The following is a 17,691-nucleotide window of genomic DNA, read 5'->3' as shown; positions in this document are numbered from 1 at the left end:
CGCAGGTACATAAAAAGCGTATCAGCAACAACTGGGCGGTTCGGTAATATGACGCAGCAATCCGGCACGGCTTTGACGCGAAAGCTGTCCGCAAATCAGGGCAGTGCTGATACCTCGCCACGTTCGGTCTCACGCGCGCTGCGGCTCGCCATGGCCCGGGCTGCGGATGAACGGATCGGGTTGCCGCTGTCCATCATCGCTGTCAAGCAAACGCAATCCCCCTTGGAGGGGCTGCAGAATGTTTTGCAAGACGACTGGCTGTTGTTGCTCTTTTCAACGGCGCAGGGGCGTGTGGCCGCTGTCTGTGTTGACCTGGGCGCTGTCTCGGCGATTGTTCAGAAACAGACGATAGGGGATGTGATCGCCGATGACCCGGAACCCCGTCCGTTCACCGATACCGACGCCGCCATGGTCGCGCCTCTGCTTGAAGACGTCTTCAAAAAGGCCCGCACTCTGGTCGAGGATCCGCTGGACATCGATAGCCTTTCAGGTTTCGAGTTTTCGGGGCGCGTCGGATCTGCCCGCGCTGTCACTTTGGCGCTGGTAGACGATCAATTTCGTCTCTTCTCGTTGACCGCCGAATTGGGTGGCGGGTTGCGACAGGGAAAAATCTGCATAGTTTTGCCCGATCTCGCGACCGAGACGGTCGAGGCGATGACGCAGGCGCGTGCGGGGGGCGGGCAACTCGACCAAGCCGCAGGTGTCATGCGAGCAGAGCTGAGCGGGGTGATCTGCCGGATGAACATACCTCTGTCTCACTTGTCGGGTTTGTCTGTGGGGGAAGTATTGCCATTGCAGGGTGCGCGGGTCGACAAGACCGAGATGCTGACAATCGACCGAAGTCGCATCGCCCTGGGGCGCCTGGGGCAATGCGGTGGTATGCGCGCGGTTCGGATCAACGAGCAGAACAATGGCCCTCTGCTGACCGAAGCCCAACCAGACGCGTTCTGGGAAAGTGACGCCAAGCTGGAACAGCCTGTTTCGGGCGATATTGTCGATCCCCAGGCAGACGACACCGCTCAGCCGGACCTGATGGCTGCACCAGACGCTCTGCTGGATGAGGATCCATCGCTCGAGATTGGTAATTCCGATCAGATGCTTGCAGAGATTTCACAGCTCGCCGGGCTGCCAGAGGTCTCGGACGGCACCAACGATAAGCCCTAGAACAAGCTTATCCGTCGCGCTGGCTCAATTGGTCCAGGGCCGGGCGCAGGTTATCCAAGGCATAGCCAGCCTTGCCGGTGGCCTCCAAAATCTCATCCGGGCTCAGGTGATCGCATTGCCCCAAGGCCCATACCACCGAACAGCGCGTGCCTGATGCGCAATAGGCCAAGACCGGACCGCCCTCGCTTTCTGCCATGTCCCTTTGGCGTGCGACGTTTTCAGGGGTCATGGTCTGGTGGGTCAGTTCGAGCACTTCAAATACCATCCCCGCGTCGCGCACCGCCTGACCAATGGCATCCGACTGTATGGCCGGAGGAACTTCGACATTTGGACGGTTGCAGATCACCTTAACAAAACCTGCCGCGGCAATGGCTGGAACGTCTTCAACCGTGATCTGAGGTGAGACGGCGTAGCGGGGGGTAATAGGGCGAATCTCCATGGCAATTGCTTAAGCCGGGTTCGCCACTCTGTCCAGTTTTGCACCCAACGTTGGCGCGGCGAGCATACCCGCCAGCATTGAAACCAGAAAGACCACGCCACCAACGCCACCATAACTGAGCGACGCCATGGCAGGACCCGGGCACAATCCCACCAGCCCCCATCCCATGCCAAACAGAACCGAACCGACGACCAGGCGCCGATCCAATTCGACAGGCGGAGGCTCTGGAAAGGTTCCGCCCACCGCGGGTTCACGCCCATGGGTCAGGCGCCAGGCAATGACCATGGGCAAGATCGCCCCGCCCATCACAAAGGCAAGCGTCGGATCCCAGTTTCCGAAAATGTCCAGCCAGCCCTGAACCTTGGTCGTGTCCGTCATTCCTGACACAAGAAGACCGGTGCCAAACAGCGACCCGGCAAAAAAGGCAAGCACTCCACGCATCAGATCACCCCCAAGCCGTGCCGAAACAGGGCAACTGTAAGTGCACCGGCCAAAAGGTAGAACACGGTGGCCACGATCCCGCGCAGCGAAAACCGTGAGATGCCGCAAACCCCGTGGCCCGATGTACAGCCATTTGCGATCCTTGTGCCTGTACCAACCAGCAGCCCCGCTATGATCACGAGCGTCAGATTGCCTGTTAAATGCGTTTCCGTTTCCGGCGCGATCAGCGGGCGAAGCAGAAGGGGCATCCCGACAACGCCCGCGACAAAGGCGAGGCGCTCCCATCGTACATCCCGGCTGCTCTTCTCAAGCAAACCAGCCAGTATCCCGCTGGCCCCCATGATGCGGCCATTGCCCAACAAAAAGACCGCAGCCCCAAGCCCGATTATGAGCCCGCCAAGCAGCCCCCAAATCCATTCCGTATGCATCGCACTATCCTCTGGCTGCGTGTCGACCGGTTACAGCTTGTTGACCGGAATTTTCATGAAGACATCCCCGTTTTCATCCGCCGGAGGCATGTTGCCTGCGCGCATGTTCACCTGCAGCGAGGGCAGTATCAGACGCGGCATGGACAGCGTGGCGTCTCGGGCATCGCGCATCTCGACAAACTCCTCGATGCTGCGCCCCTGACCGATATGAACGTTCAGCGCTTTCTGCTCTCCCACTGTGGTTTGCCAGGCATACTCATCACGCCCCGGGGCCTTGTAATCATGGCCGACAAAAACGCGCGTCTCGTCCGGCAAAGACAGGATTTTCTGTATCGACTTATAAAGCTGTTCTGAAGATCCCCCCGGGAAATCGCAGCGTGCCGTGCCGAAATCGGGCATGAACAGTGTGTCGCCCACAAAGGCTGCATCGCCGATCACATATGTCATGCATGCCGGAGTGTGCCCGGGCGTATGTAAGACATCTCCGCGCATTTGTCCGATGTGAAAGCTTTCGCCCTCGGTAAACAGAGCGTCGAATTGACTGCCATCGCGCTGAAACTCGGTGCCCTCATTGAACACTTTGCCAAACGTGTCCTGCACAACAACAATGTTTTCGCCGATACCAATCTTTCCGCCCAGCTTTTCCTGAAGATACGGAGCCGCAGACAAATGATCGGCATGGACGTGGCTTTCCAGAATCCAATCGACCTTCAAGCCGTTTGATTTGACGTAGTCGATGATCTGATCCGCAGACCCCGTGTCAGTCCGACCTGACGCGTGATCGAAATCCAATACGCTGTCAATAATGGCGCAAGCTGACCCTTCGGGCTCCTGTACAACGTAGGAGACTGTGAAAGTGTGAGGGTCAAAGAAGGCTTTGACGATAGGTGTCATGCGACTCTCCCGTAGATGACTTCACATTGTCATACCGGAATATGACACATTATCCAATTCACGATTTGATGTTCATCAAGGCGCGGTCGTGTTTTTACGAATAGGATTTCATCAGCGCGCGCGTTTGTGCGCGTTTTTGAGGCCGGTCGGCAAAAAACCGCACGGGAATGCTCTGCAGATGTGCTGGTATTAAATCCGTTACCTACATCGGACAGAGTGACACCTATGGGAGGAAGATCAATGAACGAACATGACCTTTATTCCGAAGCCGAGCAGCTTGAACACAAGCTGGAAGGTGCTTGTCTGGACACCCGACTAGAGCTGCAACCCAGTGTCAGCCGTGTTTTGGATCGTATGCGCGCGCAAGGAATGCATATCCCATCGCGCCTGCGTCGTCTGGATGCTGCGCTTTGCGAAGACGCGGTCGAAGCGCGCTTCGACAATATGCCAGTCTGATCTGGTTGGTCATCCGAAGGAAATGCCCAGGATGACCAGCATCAAACCAATCACCGATAAGAACAGGGACGCCAGGTTCCACGGGAGAACGGCCTGAACCGCGGCTCTCAATTCTTCGTCTGTCAAGCCAGCTTTGCGCGCCTTCATGACGCGCAGGATGCAATACATCAGGCCTATCAAACCCGCCAGAGACAGCGCGGCTCCGCCCCAGACTATCAAGTCGAACATGGTGTCCAATGCCTTTTCATTTCGGTGAGACCGCGCTTATCGGATGAACATACGCCGCACAAGCCCGGGTGTGATTTGCGTGCTTGCACCCTGACCGGTGGCGCGGTATCCGGCCCATTGCCCGATGCATTAAACAACCAGCCGATTGGAGACAGACGCAGATGGAAGACATCACCGAAGACCAGGCCGCCGTCAATTACCGCGTAACCGCTGGCGAGCTGCGCCAGTTCATCGAACGGTTCGAGCGTCTGGATGCGGAAAAGAAAGACCTTGCCGAGCAGCAAAAGGAAGTCATGGCCGAAGCCAAGGCACGCGGCTACGACACCAAGGTCATGCGCAAGGTGATCGCGCTGCGTAAACGCGACAAGGACGATATTGCCGAAGAAGAGGCGGTGCTTGAGATGTACAAGGAAGCACTTGGCATGTGACCATCGCTGTCTGGGTCCTTCAGGGGGTCAGAAAACGAATGCCTGGCATGGTTTGCAACTGTGCCAGATCCTGTTCGTAAAGTTCGGTAAACGCAGCAACAACCTCGTCATCCCAGCCGGGGTAGTCGATCACCTCTTCGATCGCCTCCGCATGAGCATGCCGTTCGAAAATTTCGGCCAGCGCATCACGCGTTGCCGAAGATTGATAAAAATCCTCCTGGGACAGCAGTTCATCAAGTTCGCGAACTCCTGCGTCTGCCAACAATGATGACAGGAATGCAAACTCGTTTGTCAGTGGCGCGTCCTCAGGCAAGCCTGCGAGCGCACGGAAAACTTTACCGATTATCAGGGGCGCATGGGTGTCGCTCCAAAGCGTGATCTCAATGTTCGGCGCCAATTCCTGTATATCTTCGATCATAGGTAGCCAACTGAGACAGCTGAGATCGGTTGACGACAGAATCTGTTGCCGGTCTTGCTGGGGCAGGGCGGCCAGTACGCCGGCGATCACGCTGGCCGGATTACGCAAAGCAATGAACAATTGAATTGGCTGACCATCAAAAACATGGCTTATGAAGCTAAGACGTTCCCCGGCAGAAGGGTAGAACTGCCCGTTTTCGATGGTCGAGGTAAGCGAGCCGAGAAAACTCCCACCGGTCAAAATGACTCGCCTCGGTTCTTGACCCTCCGGAATTTGAGTTTGAAACAGAGCTGAGGTTTCTGATGCGACTGGTCGAGCCTTAGGCGCGTCAAGTGCGGGCTTGAAAACCGTACGGTATTTTCTGCCACCAAAATACAGGCAGTTGTGTTCTGCCATGAGGTTGGTGTTTGCCCGTGCCAATTCGAAGAGCCGCCCTTCGTCAGTAAACGCAACGCTGCTAAGGATGGCCACTTCCACGGTCAAGACTTCCCACATTTTGAGAATACTGTTCATCGGGTTACAGGTAGAAACTGATGCCGTCAAATCGAACGGTGTACCCAGGGATCATGCTGGCATTCACCGATTATCCGGTGCTTGATGCGCTCCGGAAATCAGGATCCTTGGGTGCTTTGGGCGCTCCAACCTGCAATTGCTGAGATCTAGCCGAGGCATTCGCCGTGTCATCTGGACACCTGTATTGAACGAACATTCTTGGCCCCCCGACCAGTTCATCCTCGCCTCCACGATGGGCTACGGATTTGAATAAAACCCCACACATCAATCAATCGAAACTATTGTGAAAATGCCTCTTGAGCTTCCCGGCTGAATGATGTTAATCGCGTCGAAACACCCAAGGGTGCCCCTATAGCTCAGCTGGTAGAGCAACTGATTTGTAATCAGTAGGTCCGCGGTTCGAGTCCGTGTGGGGGCACCATTTAAAATCAATCACTTGCAAGATTTTTTGACTGATATCTCCATCGTCTGCGTTGGTGTTGGGGGACATATGGGGGACAATGTGCGCGGTTTTGCTGCTGAAACTGGGCTGCTGGTATAACGTTTCCTTCTGGAACAAAATCACTCTCGCAGTATTTTCCATCATTGTTCTGGTCTTGAAAATTGATGCTCGCTCTGTCGCCGCCCGCATCACTCAATTTCAGGTTTTTTCAAGGGATGATGCTGCCGATATCGCAGCAGGACATGCGCTCCGGTGTGAAAGTTGTAGCATTGGGCAGAGTAAACAACCTAAGACATCAGCGGCGGAATGAACGCTGGTAGGTGGGGAAGTGTCAAAGGTTTGGCTGGAGCCAGCAAACGGCCAATAGGAGATGCGCCTTGCAAGAGCAGATGAAAGAGCATTTCCATGAAGTCGCCGGTTTCGCAAAGGCAATGGCTCATCCAGGGCGATTTCAGATACTCTTAAGACTAATGGAAGGTGAGAAAAACGTATCTCGACTCTAAAAAGACGTATCGATGCCTCAGGCGGGCTGCTCCCAACAACTTATCCGGCTTCGTCTTGAGGGGCTGGTTGCTGCGCGACGGGACGGCAGGGAAATCTATTACAGTATTTCCGACGATAGGGTCCGCAGAATCATTGTTGCGATCCAAGACATTTTGCGAAACGAAGAAAGTACGCAATAGGGAGGCAACGATTGCGACCGTTTGATGAAATATTAGCACTCAAAATGCTAGATTTGGTTGAAAAGCACTCGTTCCCGCTCACTCCAGACAAGGTTGAGGATCGTGCCAAGGCTTGTCTTGATAGACTGGTCGTGGAAGGTTTAGCAACGCGCGATGCGCCGAGTTCAGGTGTAGGGGCAACTTACCGAATTACAGAGGATGGCGTCTTGGCACTTCGGGAATACGAAAGCGCCGTCATCTGGGACTAAACAACGACAGCAAAAAGGGGCTTTGTTGGGAGTATCCAGAGTGTAATCCATGCTTTGGAGTTAGATTTGCGCGCGCCGATTGACGACCAGCGCTAAGGGCTCCCTGCAGACCTTCGCTGCTCTCAGCGTGAGTGACGGCCAAGCGGATGAAGCGGCTAATCGCATTTGCAGTTTGGTTGGCCTAAGTTTCCGCCACTTTGGCGGTTTTCTGCAATATGTAGACAACCCGTTCGCACGCTGCCTAATGTAAGTGATACTGTAATTGGAGCCGTGCCATTGGATGCGTGGTTCAGACGTTTCAACTTATTGAGGGTCCTATGCGAATTGCTTGGTCTATCTCTTTATTCATATCACTCTCTCTGCCATGCCTCGCTCAAGATGCAATAAATCCTCAGGGCCTCAGCGACCGCTCAGGTCGCCCGTATTCTCCCAACGCCGACCGGGCTTATCCAACGCAGGTCTACTTTGGAGACACCCATGTTCATACCGGTCTGAGTGCAGATGCTGGAGGTGGTGGAACACGTTTGATGCCACGTGATGCCTATCGACTAGCCCGTGGGGAGCAGGTTGTGTCGAACACCGGACAGCCCGTGAAATTGGCTCAACCTTTAGATTTTTACATGATAACAGATCATTCAGACGCCATGGGTGCCATCACCGATATCATTGGTGGTGCACCGAATATACTGGCAGATGAACAGGGTCGCCGTTTCCATGACGCATTTGCAGCCGGAGGAGAGGAAGCCCGAGTAGCAGCATTTGAATTGACAGCATTGTTTGCACAAGGTGAGATTTCGCCCGCCCTTAATTATCAACCCGGCAATCCTGCTTATGCTGCAGTTTGGGACGACATCATCGCAGCCGCCGAAGAATTTAACGACCCCGGTGTTTTCACCACGTTCATTGCTTACGAGTGGACGTCTCTGGTGGGCGGGAGAAACCTGCATCGCAACGTGATTTTCCGCGATGGTGCTGGCCGTGCCGGTCAAATATTACCGTATACAACGACGCCGCCAATGGGTTCACCGAACCCACGGGATCTTTGGAACTGGATGGAAAATTACGAGACGCAGACCGGTGGACGCGTTCTGGCGATCCCACACAATGGCAATCTGTCCAATGGTTGGATGTTTCCATTGAGAGATGACTTTGACGAAGGCGCGCCGCTTGATGCCGCATATGCCGAGGCGCGCGCAAGGTGGGAACCACTGTATGAGGCGACGCAAATAAAGGGAGACGGCGAAGCTCACCCGGCATTGTCACCGGAAGATGAGTTCGCAGACTTCGAGACTTTCGATTACGGCAACCTTGATGCCTCTGTTCCAAAAACAACAGCGATGTTGCCTGGCGAGTACGTGCGTTCTGGATTGCAACGCGGTCTGGCGTTGGAGGCTGAGCTCGGTGTGAACCCGTTCAAGTTTGGTCTCGTCGGAGCGTCTGACACACATACTGGAATGACGACCGTGGAAGAGGACAACAACTTCCACAAGTTTACGGCGTATGAACCTGGTCCAGACCGAACTGCGCATGTCAGCAAAACGCTGCCTGACGGCACAGATGCTTTGTGGGGTTGGAGTTACGGCGCATCGGGGCTGACTGCGGTGTGGGCCGAAGAGAACTCGCGTGGTGCCATTTGGGATGGTATGTCCCGCCGCGAGACCTACGCGACAACGGGACCACGTATGCGCGTTAGGTTCTTCGGCGGGTGGGATTTTGAAGACAGTGATGTGTTGCGACGCGATCTTGCTCAAGTTGGCTACTCAAAGGGTGTTCCAATGGGCTCAGACCTTCTGCCGGGCGATGGTGCGCCTTCATTTCTGGTGTACGCGCTGCGAGACTCCATGGGTGCAAACCTTGACCGTATTCAGATCATAAAAGGCTGGCTCGATGACGGTGGGGAACTGAAGGAGGCCGTTTATGACGTTGCCTGGTCGGACAATCGCGAACCCGATGAAAACGGGAAAATTGCACCGGTCGGGTCAACTGTCGATCTGTCGATACCATCCTACACAAACACAATAGGTGCCCCAGAACTCGGCGCCGTTTGGACCGATCCCGACTTCGTCCCAACACAAAGTGCCTTTTATTATGTACGTGTTATCGAAATTCCGACCCCAAGATGGACCGCATACGACGCCGTGAAATTCAATCTCGAACTGCCGTCCGAAGTACCTCTAACGCTTCAAGAACGCGCGTACACATCACCCATCTGGTATACACCACAGCAATAATGATTGAAGGACTGTGGAATTGTGAGTGACTACTTTGGGCTCGAAGCAGACCTTCGCTTCAACTTGCTCAAAGTCTGCTTTGCGAACAAACCCGTCATTGTCGCCAGCAGTTGTCAAATGCTCCACCGCTTACATCCCAAACACAATTGCCACTGATCGAGGCCCACAGCAGCTTTCTGATGCAAGCTGGTTTTCGCTATGCCGCTGGATACTGTCGTATTAGCATCGCCCTCAAGTACAAATGTTATTCGTGCCAAAATCGCTGAGGAGTGAAAAATGAACTTGATTGAAGGTTTGAAGACTTCGGGTCGAGCGTGCGTCGCTCTCATTGCGTCGGTTTCAATCGCGTGGGGATGCACAGGCATAATGCTGTCAGGAGCGGACGGCAGCATCATTCGCGCGCGTACTGCTGAATGGGGTCCCTTCGACCTTGAAACCAAAATCAACATCATCCCAAGAGAGTTCACCTACAATGCCGGAGCGATGCCGGATGGTGCACAGGGTGCGACTTGGACAGGGCGCTTTGGCATGGTTGGCATCAGCATGCTCGACCACGGAGCGCCAGCAGACGGGATAAACGAAGCAGGTCTTACAGCGGGCCTTTTCTACCTGCCAGGATATACCGAGTATCAAGAATACCTGCCCGAACTTGCGGACAATACTATACCGGGTGACCTGCTGGCTTCATACGTACTATCTCAATTTGAAACTGTCGAAGAAGCGCAAACCGGGCTGGAAAATGTGCGTGTCGTTGGCGTCGTGGATGAGACACTGGGCTTTCCATTCCCCTTTCATATGCTCGTGGCAGACCGTTTTGGCGGGCGGATCGTCGTCGAATACATCGATGGTGAACTTACCGTCTTTGATGCGCCGCTTGGCGTGATCACCAATTCACCGAACTACGATTGGCACATGACCAACCTCAACAACTATGTGAACCTTTCCGCCCTTGGTTTGCCGGAAGTCGAAGCAAGTGGCGTCACTTTTGCACCGCTGGGCGCAGGTAGTGGCATGATCGGTCTTCCGGGAGATTTCACACCCCCGTCACGATTTGTAAGGGCAGTTGCCTTCTCGCAAACTGCACGTGAGACGACAGGCGGCTACGACACTGTGCGCGAAGCGTTTCGTATCCTCGATAACTTCAACATCCCTGCTGATGCTGCCGAAGGTGCGCAAGATGATGTTCAATCAGACGATTTACTCTACAGCGCCACGCAGATCACGACCGCAAGCGATAGTCAGAACCTCGTTTACTACTATCACACGATGTATGACCGCACCGTTCACATGGTTGACATGAAGCAAATTGATTTCGCAGGCATGGGCGAAGAAATGATCGTGTTTGAAACGAGTGGAGACCGCGAACCAACCATTGTAGACATGACGCCAAACAACTAAGCGGCCAGATAAGGCAATCCTATCTCGTAGCTACTAAGCTGCGCGCTAAGACCCTTTGCCGATAACGCGTTCGAGGAACTCGGCAATCCGACCTTCCACAGACATGCTCACTGCATTGCTACCCAGACTGGCTGCTCCAGCAGGATAAAAATGTCCGAAGCCCGGCACCCATGCGAACTCATAATCCACGTCAACTTTTTGGTAGTGAGCGATAAGCTGTGGAACGGAAGACAATGCGCCTGCAAGATCATACTGCCCCATAAACACTAGTATCGGTGGTCTGTTTGAAGAGGCCGTGACAGCCTTGCTCACGTCAAATCCGGCATCGGTTCCAGACAAGAGAAAGACGCCTGAGACAGGAACTCCCATGCCATGCGCTACATTCCAAGAGGTTACAGCACCCGCTGAAAATCCGCCGAGCGCGATACGGTTTGGATCAATCTCGTATCGGTCCGCCAACTCGCGGACATGAAGCACCGCTTTATGCAAGTCTTCGGCAGCAGAGATGACACCGTCAACCATTGTCTTTTCTTGTTCGGGGATGCTGAAATCTAGCGGCGGCAGGTCCATAGTCTCGCGAATATGGTTGGCTTGGGGCAAGAGCGGCAACAGACTGTCGGGTTTGATCCAGTCTGTTTGATAACCTTTCCCTGACGGCACAGGACCTTCGGGTGTTAACCGATAGTCGATTGCAAAGCACGTGTAGCCCCTCGCGGCGAACCGACGGCAGTAGTTGCCCATGGAGGTGTCTTGAGCACCACCGGATTGAAGAGTAAGCCTTGGACTTCCGCGATGGAATGCTCCACCAAAGGTGAGAATTACGGCCGGCCGCGGCGTGGCTGCAGTTTCGGTCGGATGATAGACATCCATCCATAAATCCCGCGATACCGCTTTACCCTCTTTCGTCACAAGCCCCTCTCCATAAACCACGCCTGCTTCAAGCGAATAGGTCACCGGGGCTGCCTCCTGAGCTTCAAGAGGGATGGCCATCAAAGCATGTGAAAGGAACAGCGCGGCTACAACGCTAAATCTGGATGTCTTGAGCATAAGCAATTGGTACCTCGCGGAAGTGTCGATAATGGCTCCTAACGAAGGCGATCGAACGATCGCTCGGTTATCGATTTTCAGCGTAACTCTTTGACTGTAAGAAGCTCAACCCCCAGGTCGATTTGACGTCAGATTTGGGCTCTGAGCAGTCTTTCGCTGCGCTTTGAACGAGCGGCGGCTTTTGGCTGGAGCAGCCGTTTGTAATGTATCTCTTGGCTGGTACCATTGGCTTGAGTTTGGCCAGTTTCCGGAGGTTTTGGGCGGTTGCGGCAAGGGTGAACTCGTCTTGAACGCCACATGGGCCACGTAATCGGAGCCTTCACCAACCGCTCTGCCTTCTGAATATCTGTTTGATGCTGACCGGGTGCCTGCCGCATTGCCTTAGTAGCAAAATAGACCTTGGTGCGAAGCGCAGAGGAGGTCTGAATGCTCATTTTCGTAAACAAAACCGGCGCGCTTGCTGTCACCGGGAAAAGATGACCGCGAAACTCTTTTCGAGATTTCACTGCTATTCCACAAACTCCTCAATCAACTCCGGCCCGTCATCGTCGCGTCCAATGGGTGCAACCTTGTGGTAGCGCATGCGCCCATCCCATTCGGTTCCGAGATCTTGGGCTTCATCATGATCAATTTCGCCAGCCATCCACGGCACCAGGTTCTCATTTGTCAGGATGACCGGTGACCTGGCGTGGATGTGTTCGATTTGATGTAAAGCGGGACGGGTGAGGATTGTACAAGTATTCAGGCCGGATGTGAGGCGCGAGTAGAGGCCCGCGAAGTACATACAAGGGTCATTGGTATCTGCCTTAATAACCCAAGGCTGCTTGGCCCCTTTGGTACCTGTCCATTCATAGTAGAAACTGGCCGGGATAATGCACCGGCTGCTCTTCCAAGCGACCCGGAACGAACCCAGTTTATTCGCTGTTTCTATCTTCGCGTTGAATGTGGTCGGTTTCCACTGCTTTACGTCTTCCTTGAACCAGTGCGGGACAAGCCACCACCGGGCCGTTGAGCTTATCAAGCGGTCGTCTTGGATGAAGGCCATATCCAACATCTGAGTGGGCTTCACGTTCCAGCTCATCGTCAGGTCTTTGGCGTTCGGGTCCCGCTTTGTCGGGATCGGGACACCATTCACGATCCAGTTCTGAAGGGCATAGAGCTCTGCCCATGTCATATCAGGTCTGCCGAGTCGTCCGCACATTGGAGAAGCTTATCTGAAAGATGAAAGCGTTTGTGGGCCTTTTTCCGATCAGTTCCACGGGCATCGAATGAAAGGCCCAACCCAAAGCGGTCTTCATTAAGATTTGGTTAATCTCAAATCCTCGGGGGATTGAAACCTTGCACGATAAGCGCCCTGGGGCCACCTAGTCAGATAACACATTGGTATCTTGAGAGGCATTCGAGATGAACAAAGTAACGTTAACATGTGCGATTGGCATTTCGCTGCTTGTGGCCGCATGCGGAGCACCGACCACGCCAACTCAGGCTCAGGTCCAGCATGACGCTCGCTGCGCTGCAGGGATCCTGGGTGGCGCTGCTCTTGGAGGGGTCGTTGGAAATCGCTTCGGTGGCGGATCGGGCAAGACATTAGCGACTGCAGCGGGTGCAGGCGTTGGGATGTATGCGGGACAATCAGTCTGCAACTAAAAGCTTGCAATCTGATCCACACACGGATTTCGGAAACGCCAGCCTACCGGGGCCAACCTTTGAATTCTCAGAATAACCAAATCTGTGTAACCCACTTCACTGACCAACGCGGTAGAATCAACGATATTGGGTTCAGTTAAAGAGTTAGCGCTCATGTTGAGTTTGGAGCGCGAGATTTTTTCACTGTCCTCCCTGTCAACTGGGGCGCGCTTAGTTAGAGCGCGCCCTTTTTCGTCCAGAACAGCACCTTTGCCCAGCCTAGTCCCAAGATCACCTCGCCAACTTGAGACGCGCAAGTCTGTGCAGCTATGCCGGGCTCCTAGATCTCTGAATAGCCCAGCCTTGAAAGGGCGCTGGCGACAGCCGGTTCTGTCGGATTCAAACTTCCTTCGCGCGCCCATTTTTTGATGCATACTTCCGTATCTCTGGGTCTCGCAAAATCACTATCTTTCGCCAAAATGACTATGGCAGCTTCACGCGGTGTAAGTCCCATCGCCTCACAGACCCCCATTGCATAGAGCTGGTCATCTCTTTCACTCACTACCGAAGATACCTTCATGGCCGAAAGCGCCATGTCTACACCGATTTCATAAACCATTGTTTTCAAAACCCTATTAACCCACTGACATGTGATACAATGGATTTGGTGTTCGAAGCTTTGGTAAGGATTAAGCGAACATTACATCTTCTTCATCGGACGACACTCTGCAAAGGAATGACTTGGGAGAAGTGTTCAGACTTCGCCAAGTTTTATGACGCTTATTGAGTAGCCGATTTCGAATGAGCGGATAAAACCGCCGTTCGATTCCTGCACTGATGCAATGGCATTGGCGGTACTTTGGGTTTTGGGAATTGTCATTGCACTACGGGAGGTGAGAATACGCCACAAAATGACCATTTAACGTTTCGATTGACCGAAATTCACAAGCGCAATTCATCACCGCGAACCATCTGCCAAGTAACAGCAGACTAAAGCGGTAATGAACCAAAAATGAAACATTTGGACCTGATCGTTCAGACATTGACGGAACAGCGTAAAACAGCAACCGGTGATGCGGAACTTATTTTTGATACCACATGGGCGTTGCGCGAGACTTTCGAAGCGGACGGCACTCCCCTGGAAGACGCTGTACGCATAGTTGCCCGTGTCCTATACGACGACACCTTATTGTCCTTTCGCACGGTCGATCAGGGGAAACCCGAACGGTAAACCTCGCACAGGTTTTTTGTCTTAGCCTTGATCGCAAAATGCGGATTGATCGCATCGGCTGTTGCCAAATTGATTAAGGGTCAATGGCGTTGTGGCTGCTGACAAACAACAAAGAGCCAATGTCAGCTATGCAGACATTTCGGATATTTGAATGCGCTATCTCAGCCTGGCCCCAATTTAAACTTTGGAAGCCCATTCGGACACGACGGCCCACCCCAACGCGTTGGTGCCGCAACAGCTAACTGCCGAGACTTGTCCCGCAGCAGATGTCGTGCACGACTGAGCTACTGGTGAAGCGCAACACGAGCATCCAGCAAGCATGCCTTTCGTTGCGATGCCCGATACGTCAGCAAGAGCGTACAGCGGCTTTTTGGGCGGATTTATTGTATCCCGTGGCGGCGATAATGAAGCGCGGTCGATATCGAAGTCATCTGACACGGGAAATAATTCACCTTCAAGGATAGTGCCCCAGACACCGATGTCTTTTATCTTGTCGGCTTCCACTTCGAATGGGTCTTCTTCAAGGATGGTGAAGTTCGCCAACTTGCCGGGAGCGATGGAGCCAATTTCATTCTCCAATCGAAGGGATTGGGCAGCGTCAATGGTCACCGCCCGCAGAGCGTCTTCGACCACCAAGCGGTGTTCCGGGCCAGCAACCCGGCCTGAGAGTGTTGTTCGGTTTACCCCTGCCCAAACAAGGAATAGCGGTTCACCAGGAGCCATTGGTACGTCGGAATGAAATGAGATCGGAATGCCGTTAGCCTTAATTGGCCCAAGGGGCACGATGTCATCTGCACGTTCTGGACCAAGTCCAAGCTCGCTATAGCGATCTGACAGCGCCGTTACGTAGTATGGATTTCCGCTGACGATGCAGCCCAGCTCAGCGATCCGCTTTGCTTGATCTTCTCTCGCATAACCAAAGTGAACCAACGTCGTGCGGTGATCGGCTCGCGGCATCCGGCGCATGTTTCGCTCAACAGCGTCCAAGATCAAGTCCACGGCAAGGTCGCCAGTCTGGTGAACATGTATCTGGTAACCCGCTTCCCAGTATGCATCGAATACGGGATTGAACTCGTCCGGTCGCATGATCCACTCGCCGTGAAAATCGCCGCCCACATAAGGCTCCGAGACCTGCATAGCCAAACTGTAGACAGCGCCATCGGCGAAGAGTTTCACCTGTTTCGGCATGAAAGCCGTCTTGCCTTCACCCCAATCCAGCAGCTTTTCGGTCTCCTCAATCATCGAACCACTTTGAAAGTGCATCGCAGCCAGTGATTTGCCGTCGGCTATGAAGTATGTCCTAAGCGGCGCGTCTGGCCCGGAAAAGACAGCGTTTGTTGCTTCTTGAAGAGGTCGAGACAACACACCTCCCGGTTCAGCAGCAACAGTAACACCGGCACGATGCATGTACTCTCGCGCCAGCCTAAGACCGGCACCCAAACGCTCCGGTGTTGAAAGTACTGGAGCGACTGCGGGAAGAACGGCGAACATTCCTGCCTCGAAGAAATAACCGTCTTCGAAACTCGACTGTTCCCGGGCGAGGCCATCAAAACCATCGACGTACTCTTGTGTTACGCCCAGCATCTCCAACGCGGGCGTGTTCAAGATTAGCTCGTGCGCCGAGCGGTGAACAATAATGATTGGACGCGACCTGCTTATCTCATCAAGTTGTGTACGCCTGATTTCCCCATGAAAGAAGTGGTGGTACCCCCATGTGAGCAGCAAGGCGTCAGGATCATCCATAGCCGCTTCGGCCGCTTCTAACCGCGATCGATAGTCCTCCGCGTCCTTTGCCGCCTCCGAAAAGCCAGTCGGAATGTTCCAATCCTCGATCGATATGATCTCGGAGGTCAGGGTCAATCCGGCGAGGAAAGGATGCACGTGCTGATCGATCAAACCAGCAATAATAACTTTCTCCGAGAACCGATCGTCCAACCGAAAGGGCTGTGAGCCGATGCGATCAACGAGTTCGTCGCGCGAACCGGTGGCCAGAATACGGTCTCCGACCACGGCAACAGCGTTTATTGCCGGGTCGTTGTTCTCCATGGTGATGACGCGTTGCGCTGAGTAGACAGTGATCTCGGGCAGAGTTTGGAACTGGCTTCCAAAATCCTGTAATGACGAGGCCGCTTGAGTAGACGCGGCATTGGAAATCGCGATTATCGACGCGCTGCCAAAGATAGTCATTGCAGCGCGGCGAGTAACATTCAGTTTGGTCATAGCTTTTCAATGCTCTGTTAGGCGAAATTTATCTGAGCCTAGCATCGCGATGATCTAAGGTGGAAAAGAAAATTGGTGCAGGCCTTGGATTGAGCGCCAAGTTTCCCAAACAAAATATGAGTCACCGATGTGACGACTGAACCCGACCGCTTCGGGCTCGAAGCGGTCGTTGGTCAACGCAAGCGCACCGGTCCGTATTTCTTAGGTATTCGCTCTGGATTGCGCCAATACCTGCCCTCTTCTTTCCCTGCATAGTTTGTCTGAAAGAACCGTTGGCTCGCGCGTTCAGTGATCATTCCTTTCCGTCATTGCGAAAAGAGGACAGATAGAGGCCGTATTTTTTTTCCTGACTGCTGTCTGAGATTGACTTGTCCAGAGCGTGATTGATTGAGCCGATTTCAGCACTACATTCATGGTACCCCACTCACTGACGGCCCGCGTTGTCTCTGTCCCCTCCAGAAAGCGCGACAACGCGGGTTTACTAGCTGAGATAGGTGACGGACTTGCGGCGTGGCTTGTTCTGCGACCCCACACTAGGGTATCTCAATAATAAAGGATCGAGAGATTCCTTTGGTGTCGTTCCAACCAACGGTCCGCCCTCCACCCCCATTTTTGATCCAAAGAGCGGCAACATCTTCTCCGCCATCATGGTTATTGGGTTCGCTACGCGTCCACCGATTTAGAGTATAGCTTTCGCCAGAATCCCATACCCAACCCCCCGAAGGCTCACGAGCGCCTTTCGACTGATACAGTCCGATACTGGGCCCGTGGCGGTGTTCGGGATCATCCGAAGTCCACAATCGGCTGTCGCTCTGAGCAAGCTTCATAACGAAGTCGTATTCTGCCGCCGAGGTTATTGACGCGAGGGTGCCGCCACTACGTCGCGCAAGGGCACGCGCCTCCGCCAATGAGTGAGACGACCAGGTCAGCACAACAACATACAGCCTTCCGTTGAAGTTTCCAACGACGAGGTCTTTACCGGGAAACACTCTTCGCACAGGGGATAGCCGACTGTCAGATGAAGTTTTTGCAATGATGCTTTCCGTTGCGTTTGTTCCGCTGTCTACTGAACCTGTTGTCCTTTGCCGCGACGCCAAAGAAAGCAGCATCTCATATGTATTTTCATTGAGATATCCAGTCTGAGACAAACCGTTTG

The 17,691-nt window shown here is 53.8% G+C and carries 20 protein-coding genes and 1 tRNA gene; 10 read left to right on the top strand and 11 right to left on the bottom strand.

Annotation, left to right across the window (positions count from 1 at the left end; translation table 11 throughout):
• Positions 1 to 48 precede the first annotated feature (48 nt).
• Positions 49 to 1,164, top strand: a complete 1,116-nt coding sequence (locus GOX45_RS09370) for a FliM/FliN family flagellar motor C-terminal domain-containing protein (protein ID WP_171100205.1) — start codon at positions 49 to 51, stop codon at positions 1,162 to 1,164.
• 7 nt (positions 1,165 to 1,171) lie between these two features.
• On the opposite strand, the gene GOX45_RS09365 is transcribed toward GOX45_RS09370, so the two are convergent.
• The 4 genes from GOX45_RS09365 to GOX45_RS09350 are packed head-to-tail and all read right to left on the bottom strand — an operon-like array spanning position 1,172 to position 3,366.
• Positions 1,172 to 1,603 (bottom strand): TIGR01244 family sulfur transferase, encoded by a 432-nt coding sequence (locus GOX45_RS09365; RefSeq protein ID WP_171100203.1) that lies wholly within the window; start codon positions 1,601 to 1,603, stop codon positions 1,172 to 1,174.
• A 9-nt stretch (positions 1,604 to 1,612) separates the two neighbouring features.
• Positions 1,613 to 2,044: a DUF6691 family protein gene (locus GOX45_RS09360; protein WP_171100201.1), complete on the bottom strand. Its 432-nt coding sequence runs from the start codon at positions 2,042 to 2,044 to the stop codon at positions 1,613 to 1,615.
• Positions 2,044 to 2,472, bottom strand: coding sequence for a YeeE/YedE family protein (locus tag GOX45_RS09355; protein ID WP_171100199.1), 429 nt, complete (start codon positions 2,470 to 2,472; stop codon positions 2,044 to 2,046). The genes GOX45_RS09360 and GOX45_RS09355 overlap by 1 nt, the downstream gene beginning before the upstream one ends.
• A 30-nt stretch (positions 2,473 to 2,502) precedes the next feature.
• Positions 2,503 to 3,366, bottom strand: coding sequence for an MBL fold metallo-hydrolase (locus GOX45_RS09350; protein WP_171100196.1), 864 nt, complete (start codon positions 3,364 to 3,366; stop codon positions 2,503 to 2,505).
• A gap of 240 nt (positions 3,367 to 3,606) precedes the next feature.
• Here GOX45_RS09350 and GOX45_RS09345 point away from each other — a divergent pair, with 240 nt between their 5' ends.
• Complete coding sequence (locus GOX45_RS09345) at positions 3,607 to 3,822, top strand: hypothetical protein (RefSeq protein WP_171100194.1); 216 nt, start codon at positions 3,607 to 3,609, stop codon at positions 3,820 to 3,822.
• A 9-nt stretch (positions 3,823 to 3,831) separates the two neighbouring features.
• Here GOX45_RS09345 and GOX45_RS09340 read toward each other — a convergent pair whose 3' ends face one another.
• Positions 3,832 to 4,050, bottom strand: a complete 219-nt coding sequence (locus GOX45_RS09340) for a hypothetical protein (RefSeq protein ID WP_171100192.1) — start codon at positions 4,048 to 4,050, stop codon at positions 3,832 to 3,834.
• Positions 4,051 to 4,211: 161 nt separating this feature from the next.
• Here GOX45_RS09340 and GOX45_RS09335 point away from each other — a divergent pair, with 161 nt between their 5' ends.
• A complete protein-coding gene (locus GOX45_RS09335; protein WP_171100190.1) occupies positions 4,212 to 4,478 on the top strand; it encodes a DUF2312 domain-containing protein in 267 nt (88 codons plus the stop codon).
• A gap of 19 nt (positions 4,479 to 4,497) precedes the next feature.
• Here the strand turns inward: GOX45_RS09335 and GOX45_RS09330 are convergent, their stop codons facing one another.
• Positions 4,498 to 5,409: a hypothetical protein gene (locus tag GOX45_RS09330; RefSeq protein WP_171100188.1), complete on the bottom strand. Its 912-nt coding sequence runs from the start codon at positions 5,407 to 5,409 to the stop codon at positions 4,498 to 4,500.
• Between the two features lie 345 nt (positions 5,410 to 5,754).
• Here GOX45_RS09330 and GOX45_RS09325 point away from each other — a divergent pair.
• The 5 genes from GOX45_RS09325 to GOX45_RS09305 all read left to right on the top strand — a co-directional run bounded on the left by GOX45_RS09325 (position 5,755) and on the right by GOX45_RS09305 (position 10,411).
• A tRNA-Thr gene (locus tag GOX45_RS09325) sits at positions 5,755 to 5,830 on the top strand.
• 91 nt (positions 5,831 to 5,921) lie between these two features.
• A complete protein-coding gene (locus GOX45_RS09320) occupies positions 5,922 to 6,161 on the top strand; it encodes a hypothetical protein (protein WP_171100186.1) in 240 nt (79 codons plus the stop codon).
• Positions 6,162 to 6,545: 384 nt separating this feature from the next.
• On the top strand, positions 6,546 to 6,782 hold the full coding sequence (locus tag GOX45_RS09315) for a hypothetical protein (protein ID WP_171100185.1): 237 nt from the start codon (positions 6,546 to 6,548) through the stop codon (positions 6,780 to 6,782).
• 317 nt (positions 6,783 to 7,099) lie between these two features.
• Positions 7,100 to 9,013: a DUF3604 domain-containing protein gene (locus tag GOX45_RS09310; RefSeq protein WP_171100183.1), complete on the top strand. Its 1,914-nt coding sequence runs from the start codon at positions 7,100 to 7,102 to the stop codon at positions 9,011 to 9,013.
• Between the two features lie 276 nt (positions 9,014 to 9,289).
• A complete protein-coding gene (locus GOX45_RS09305; protein WP_171100181.1) occupies positions 9,290 to 10,411 on the top strand; it encodes a linear amide C-N hydrolase in 1,122 nt (373 codons plus the stop codon).
• A gap of 45 nt (positions 10,412 to 10,456) precedes the next feature.
• Here the strand turns inward: GOX45_RS09305 and GOX45_RS09300 are convergent, their stop codons facing one another.
• Both GOX45_RS09300 and GOX45_RS09295 read right to left on the bottom strand, forming a co-directional pair.
• Entirely contained in the window at positions 10,457 to 11,458 is a 1,002-nt protein-coding gene (locus GOX45_RS09300; protein ID WP_217350353.1) for an alpha/beta hydrolase, read from the bottom strand.
• 508 nt (positions 11,459 to 11,966) lie between these two features.
• Entirely contained in the window at positions 11,967 to 12,659 is a 693-nt protein-coding gene (locus GOX45_RS09295; RefSeq protein ID WP_171100177.1) for an SOS response-associated peptidase, read from the bottom strand.
• A gap of 203 nt (positions 12,660 to 12,862) precedes the next feature.
• Here GOX45_RS09295 and GOX45_RS22260 point away from each other — a divergent pair, with 203 nt between their 5' ends.
• A complete protein-coding gene (locus GOX45_RS22260) occupies positions 12,863 to 13,105 on the top strand; it encodes a glycine zipper 2TM domain-containing protein (RefSeq protein WP_171100176.1) in 243 nt (80 codons plus the stop codon).
• A gap of 319 nt (positions 13,106 to 13,424) precedes the next feature.
• On the opposite strand, the gene GOX45_RS09285 is transcribed toward GOX45_RS22260, so the two are convergent.
• Positions 13,425 to 13,679 (bottom strand): hypothetical protein, encoded by a 255-nt coding sequence (locus GOX45_RS09285; protein ID WP_171100174.1) that lies wholly within the window; start codon positions 13,677 to 13,679, stop codon positions 13,425 to 13,427.
• A gap of 417 nt (positions 13,680 to 14,096) precedes the next feature.
• On the opposite strand from GOX45_RS09285, the gene GOX45_RS09280 reads away from it, so the two are divergent.
• Positions 14,097 to 14,315: a hypothetical protein gene (locus tag GOX45_RS09280; protein WP_171100172.1), complete on the top strand. Its 219-nt coding sequence runs from the start codon at positions 14,097 to 14,099 to the stop codon at positions 14,313 to 14,315.
• A gap of 177 nt (positions 14,316 to 14,492) precedes the next feature.
• On the opposite strand, the gene GOX45_RS09275 is transcribed toward GOX45_RS09280, so the two are convergent.
• Positions 14,493 to 16,535 carry an amidohydrolase gene (locus GOX45_RS09275; RefSeq protein ID WP_254445979.1) on the bottom strand — a complete coding sequence of 681 codons (2,043 nt, stop codon included), beginning with the start codon at positions 16,533 to 16,535 and terminating at the stop codon, positions 14,493 to 14,495.
• A gap of 533 nt (positions 16,536 to 17,068) precedes the next feature.
• On the bottom strand, positions 17,069 to 17,691 hold a 623-nt coding region (locus tag GOX45_RS09270; protein ID WP_305851946.1), incomplete at its 5' end, for a lectin-like protein.

The sequence above is a fragment of the Ruegeria sp. HKCCD7255 genome, assembly GCF_013031565.1.
Classification (GTDB): domain Bacteria; phylum Pseudomonadota; class Alphaproteobacteria; order Rhodobacterales; family Rhodobacteraceae; genus Ruegeria.
Note: the sequence above shows the minus strand (reverse complement) of the source record. Positions and strands in the feature narration are given on the sequence as shown.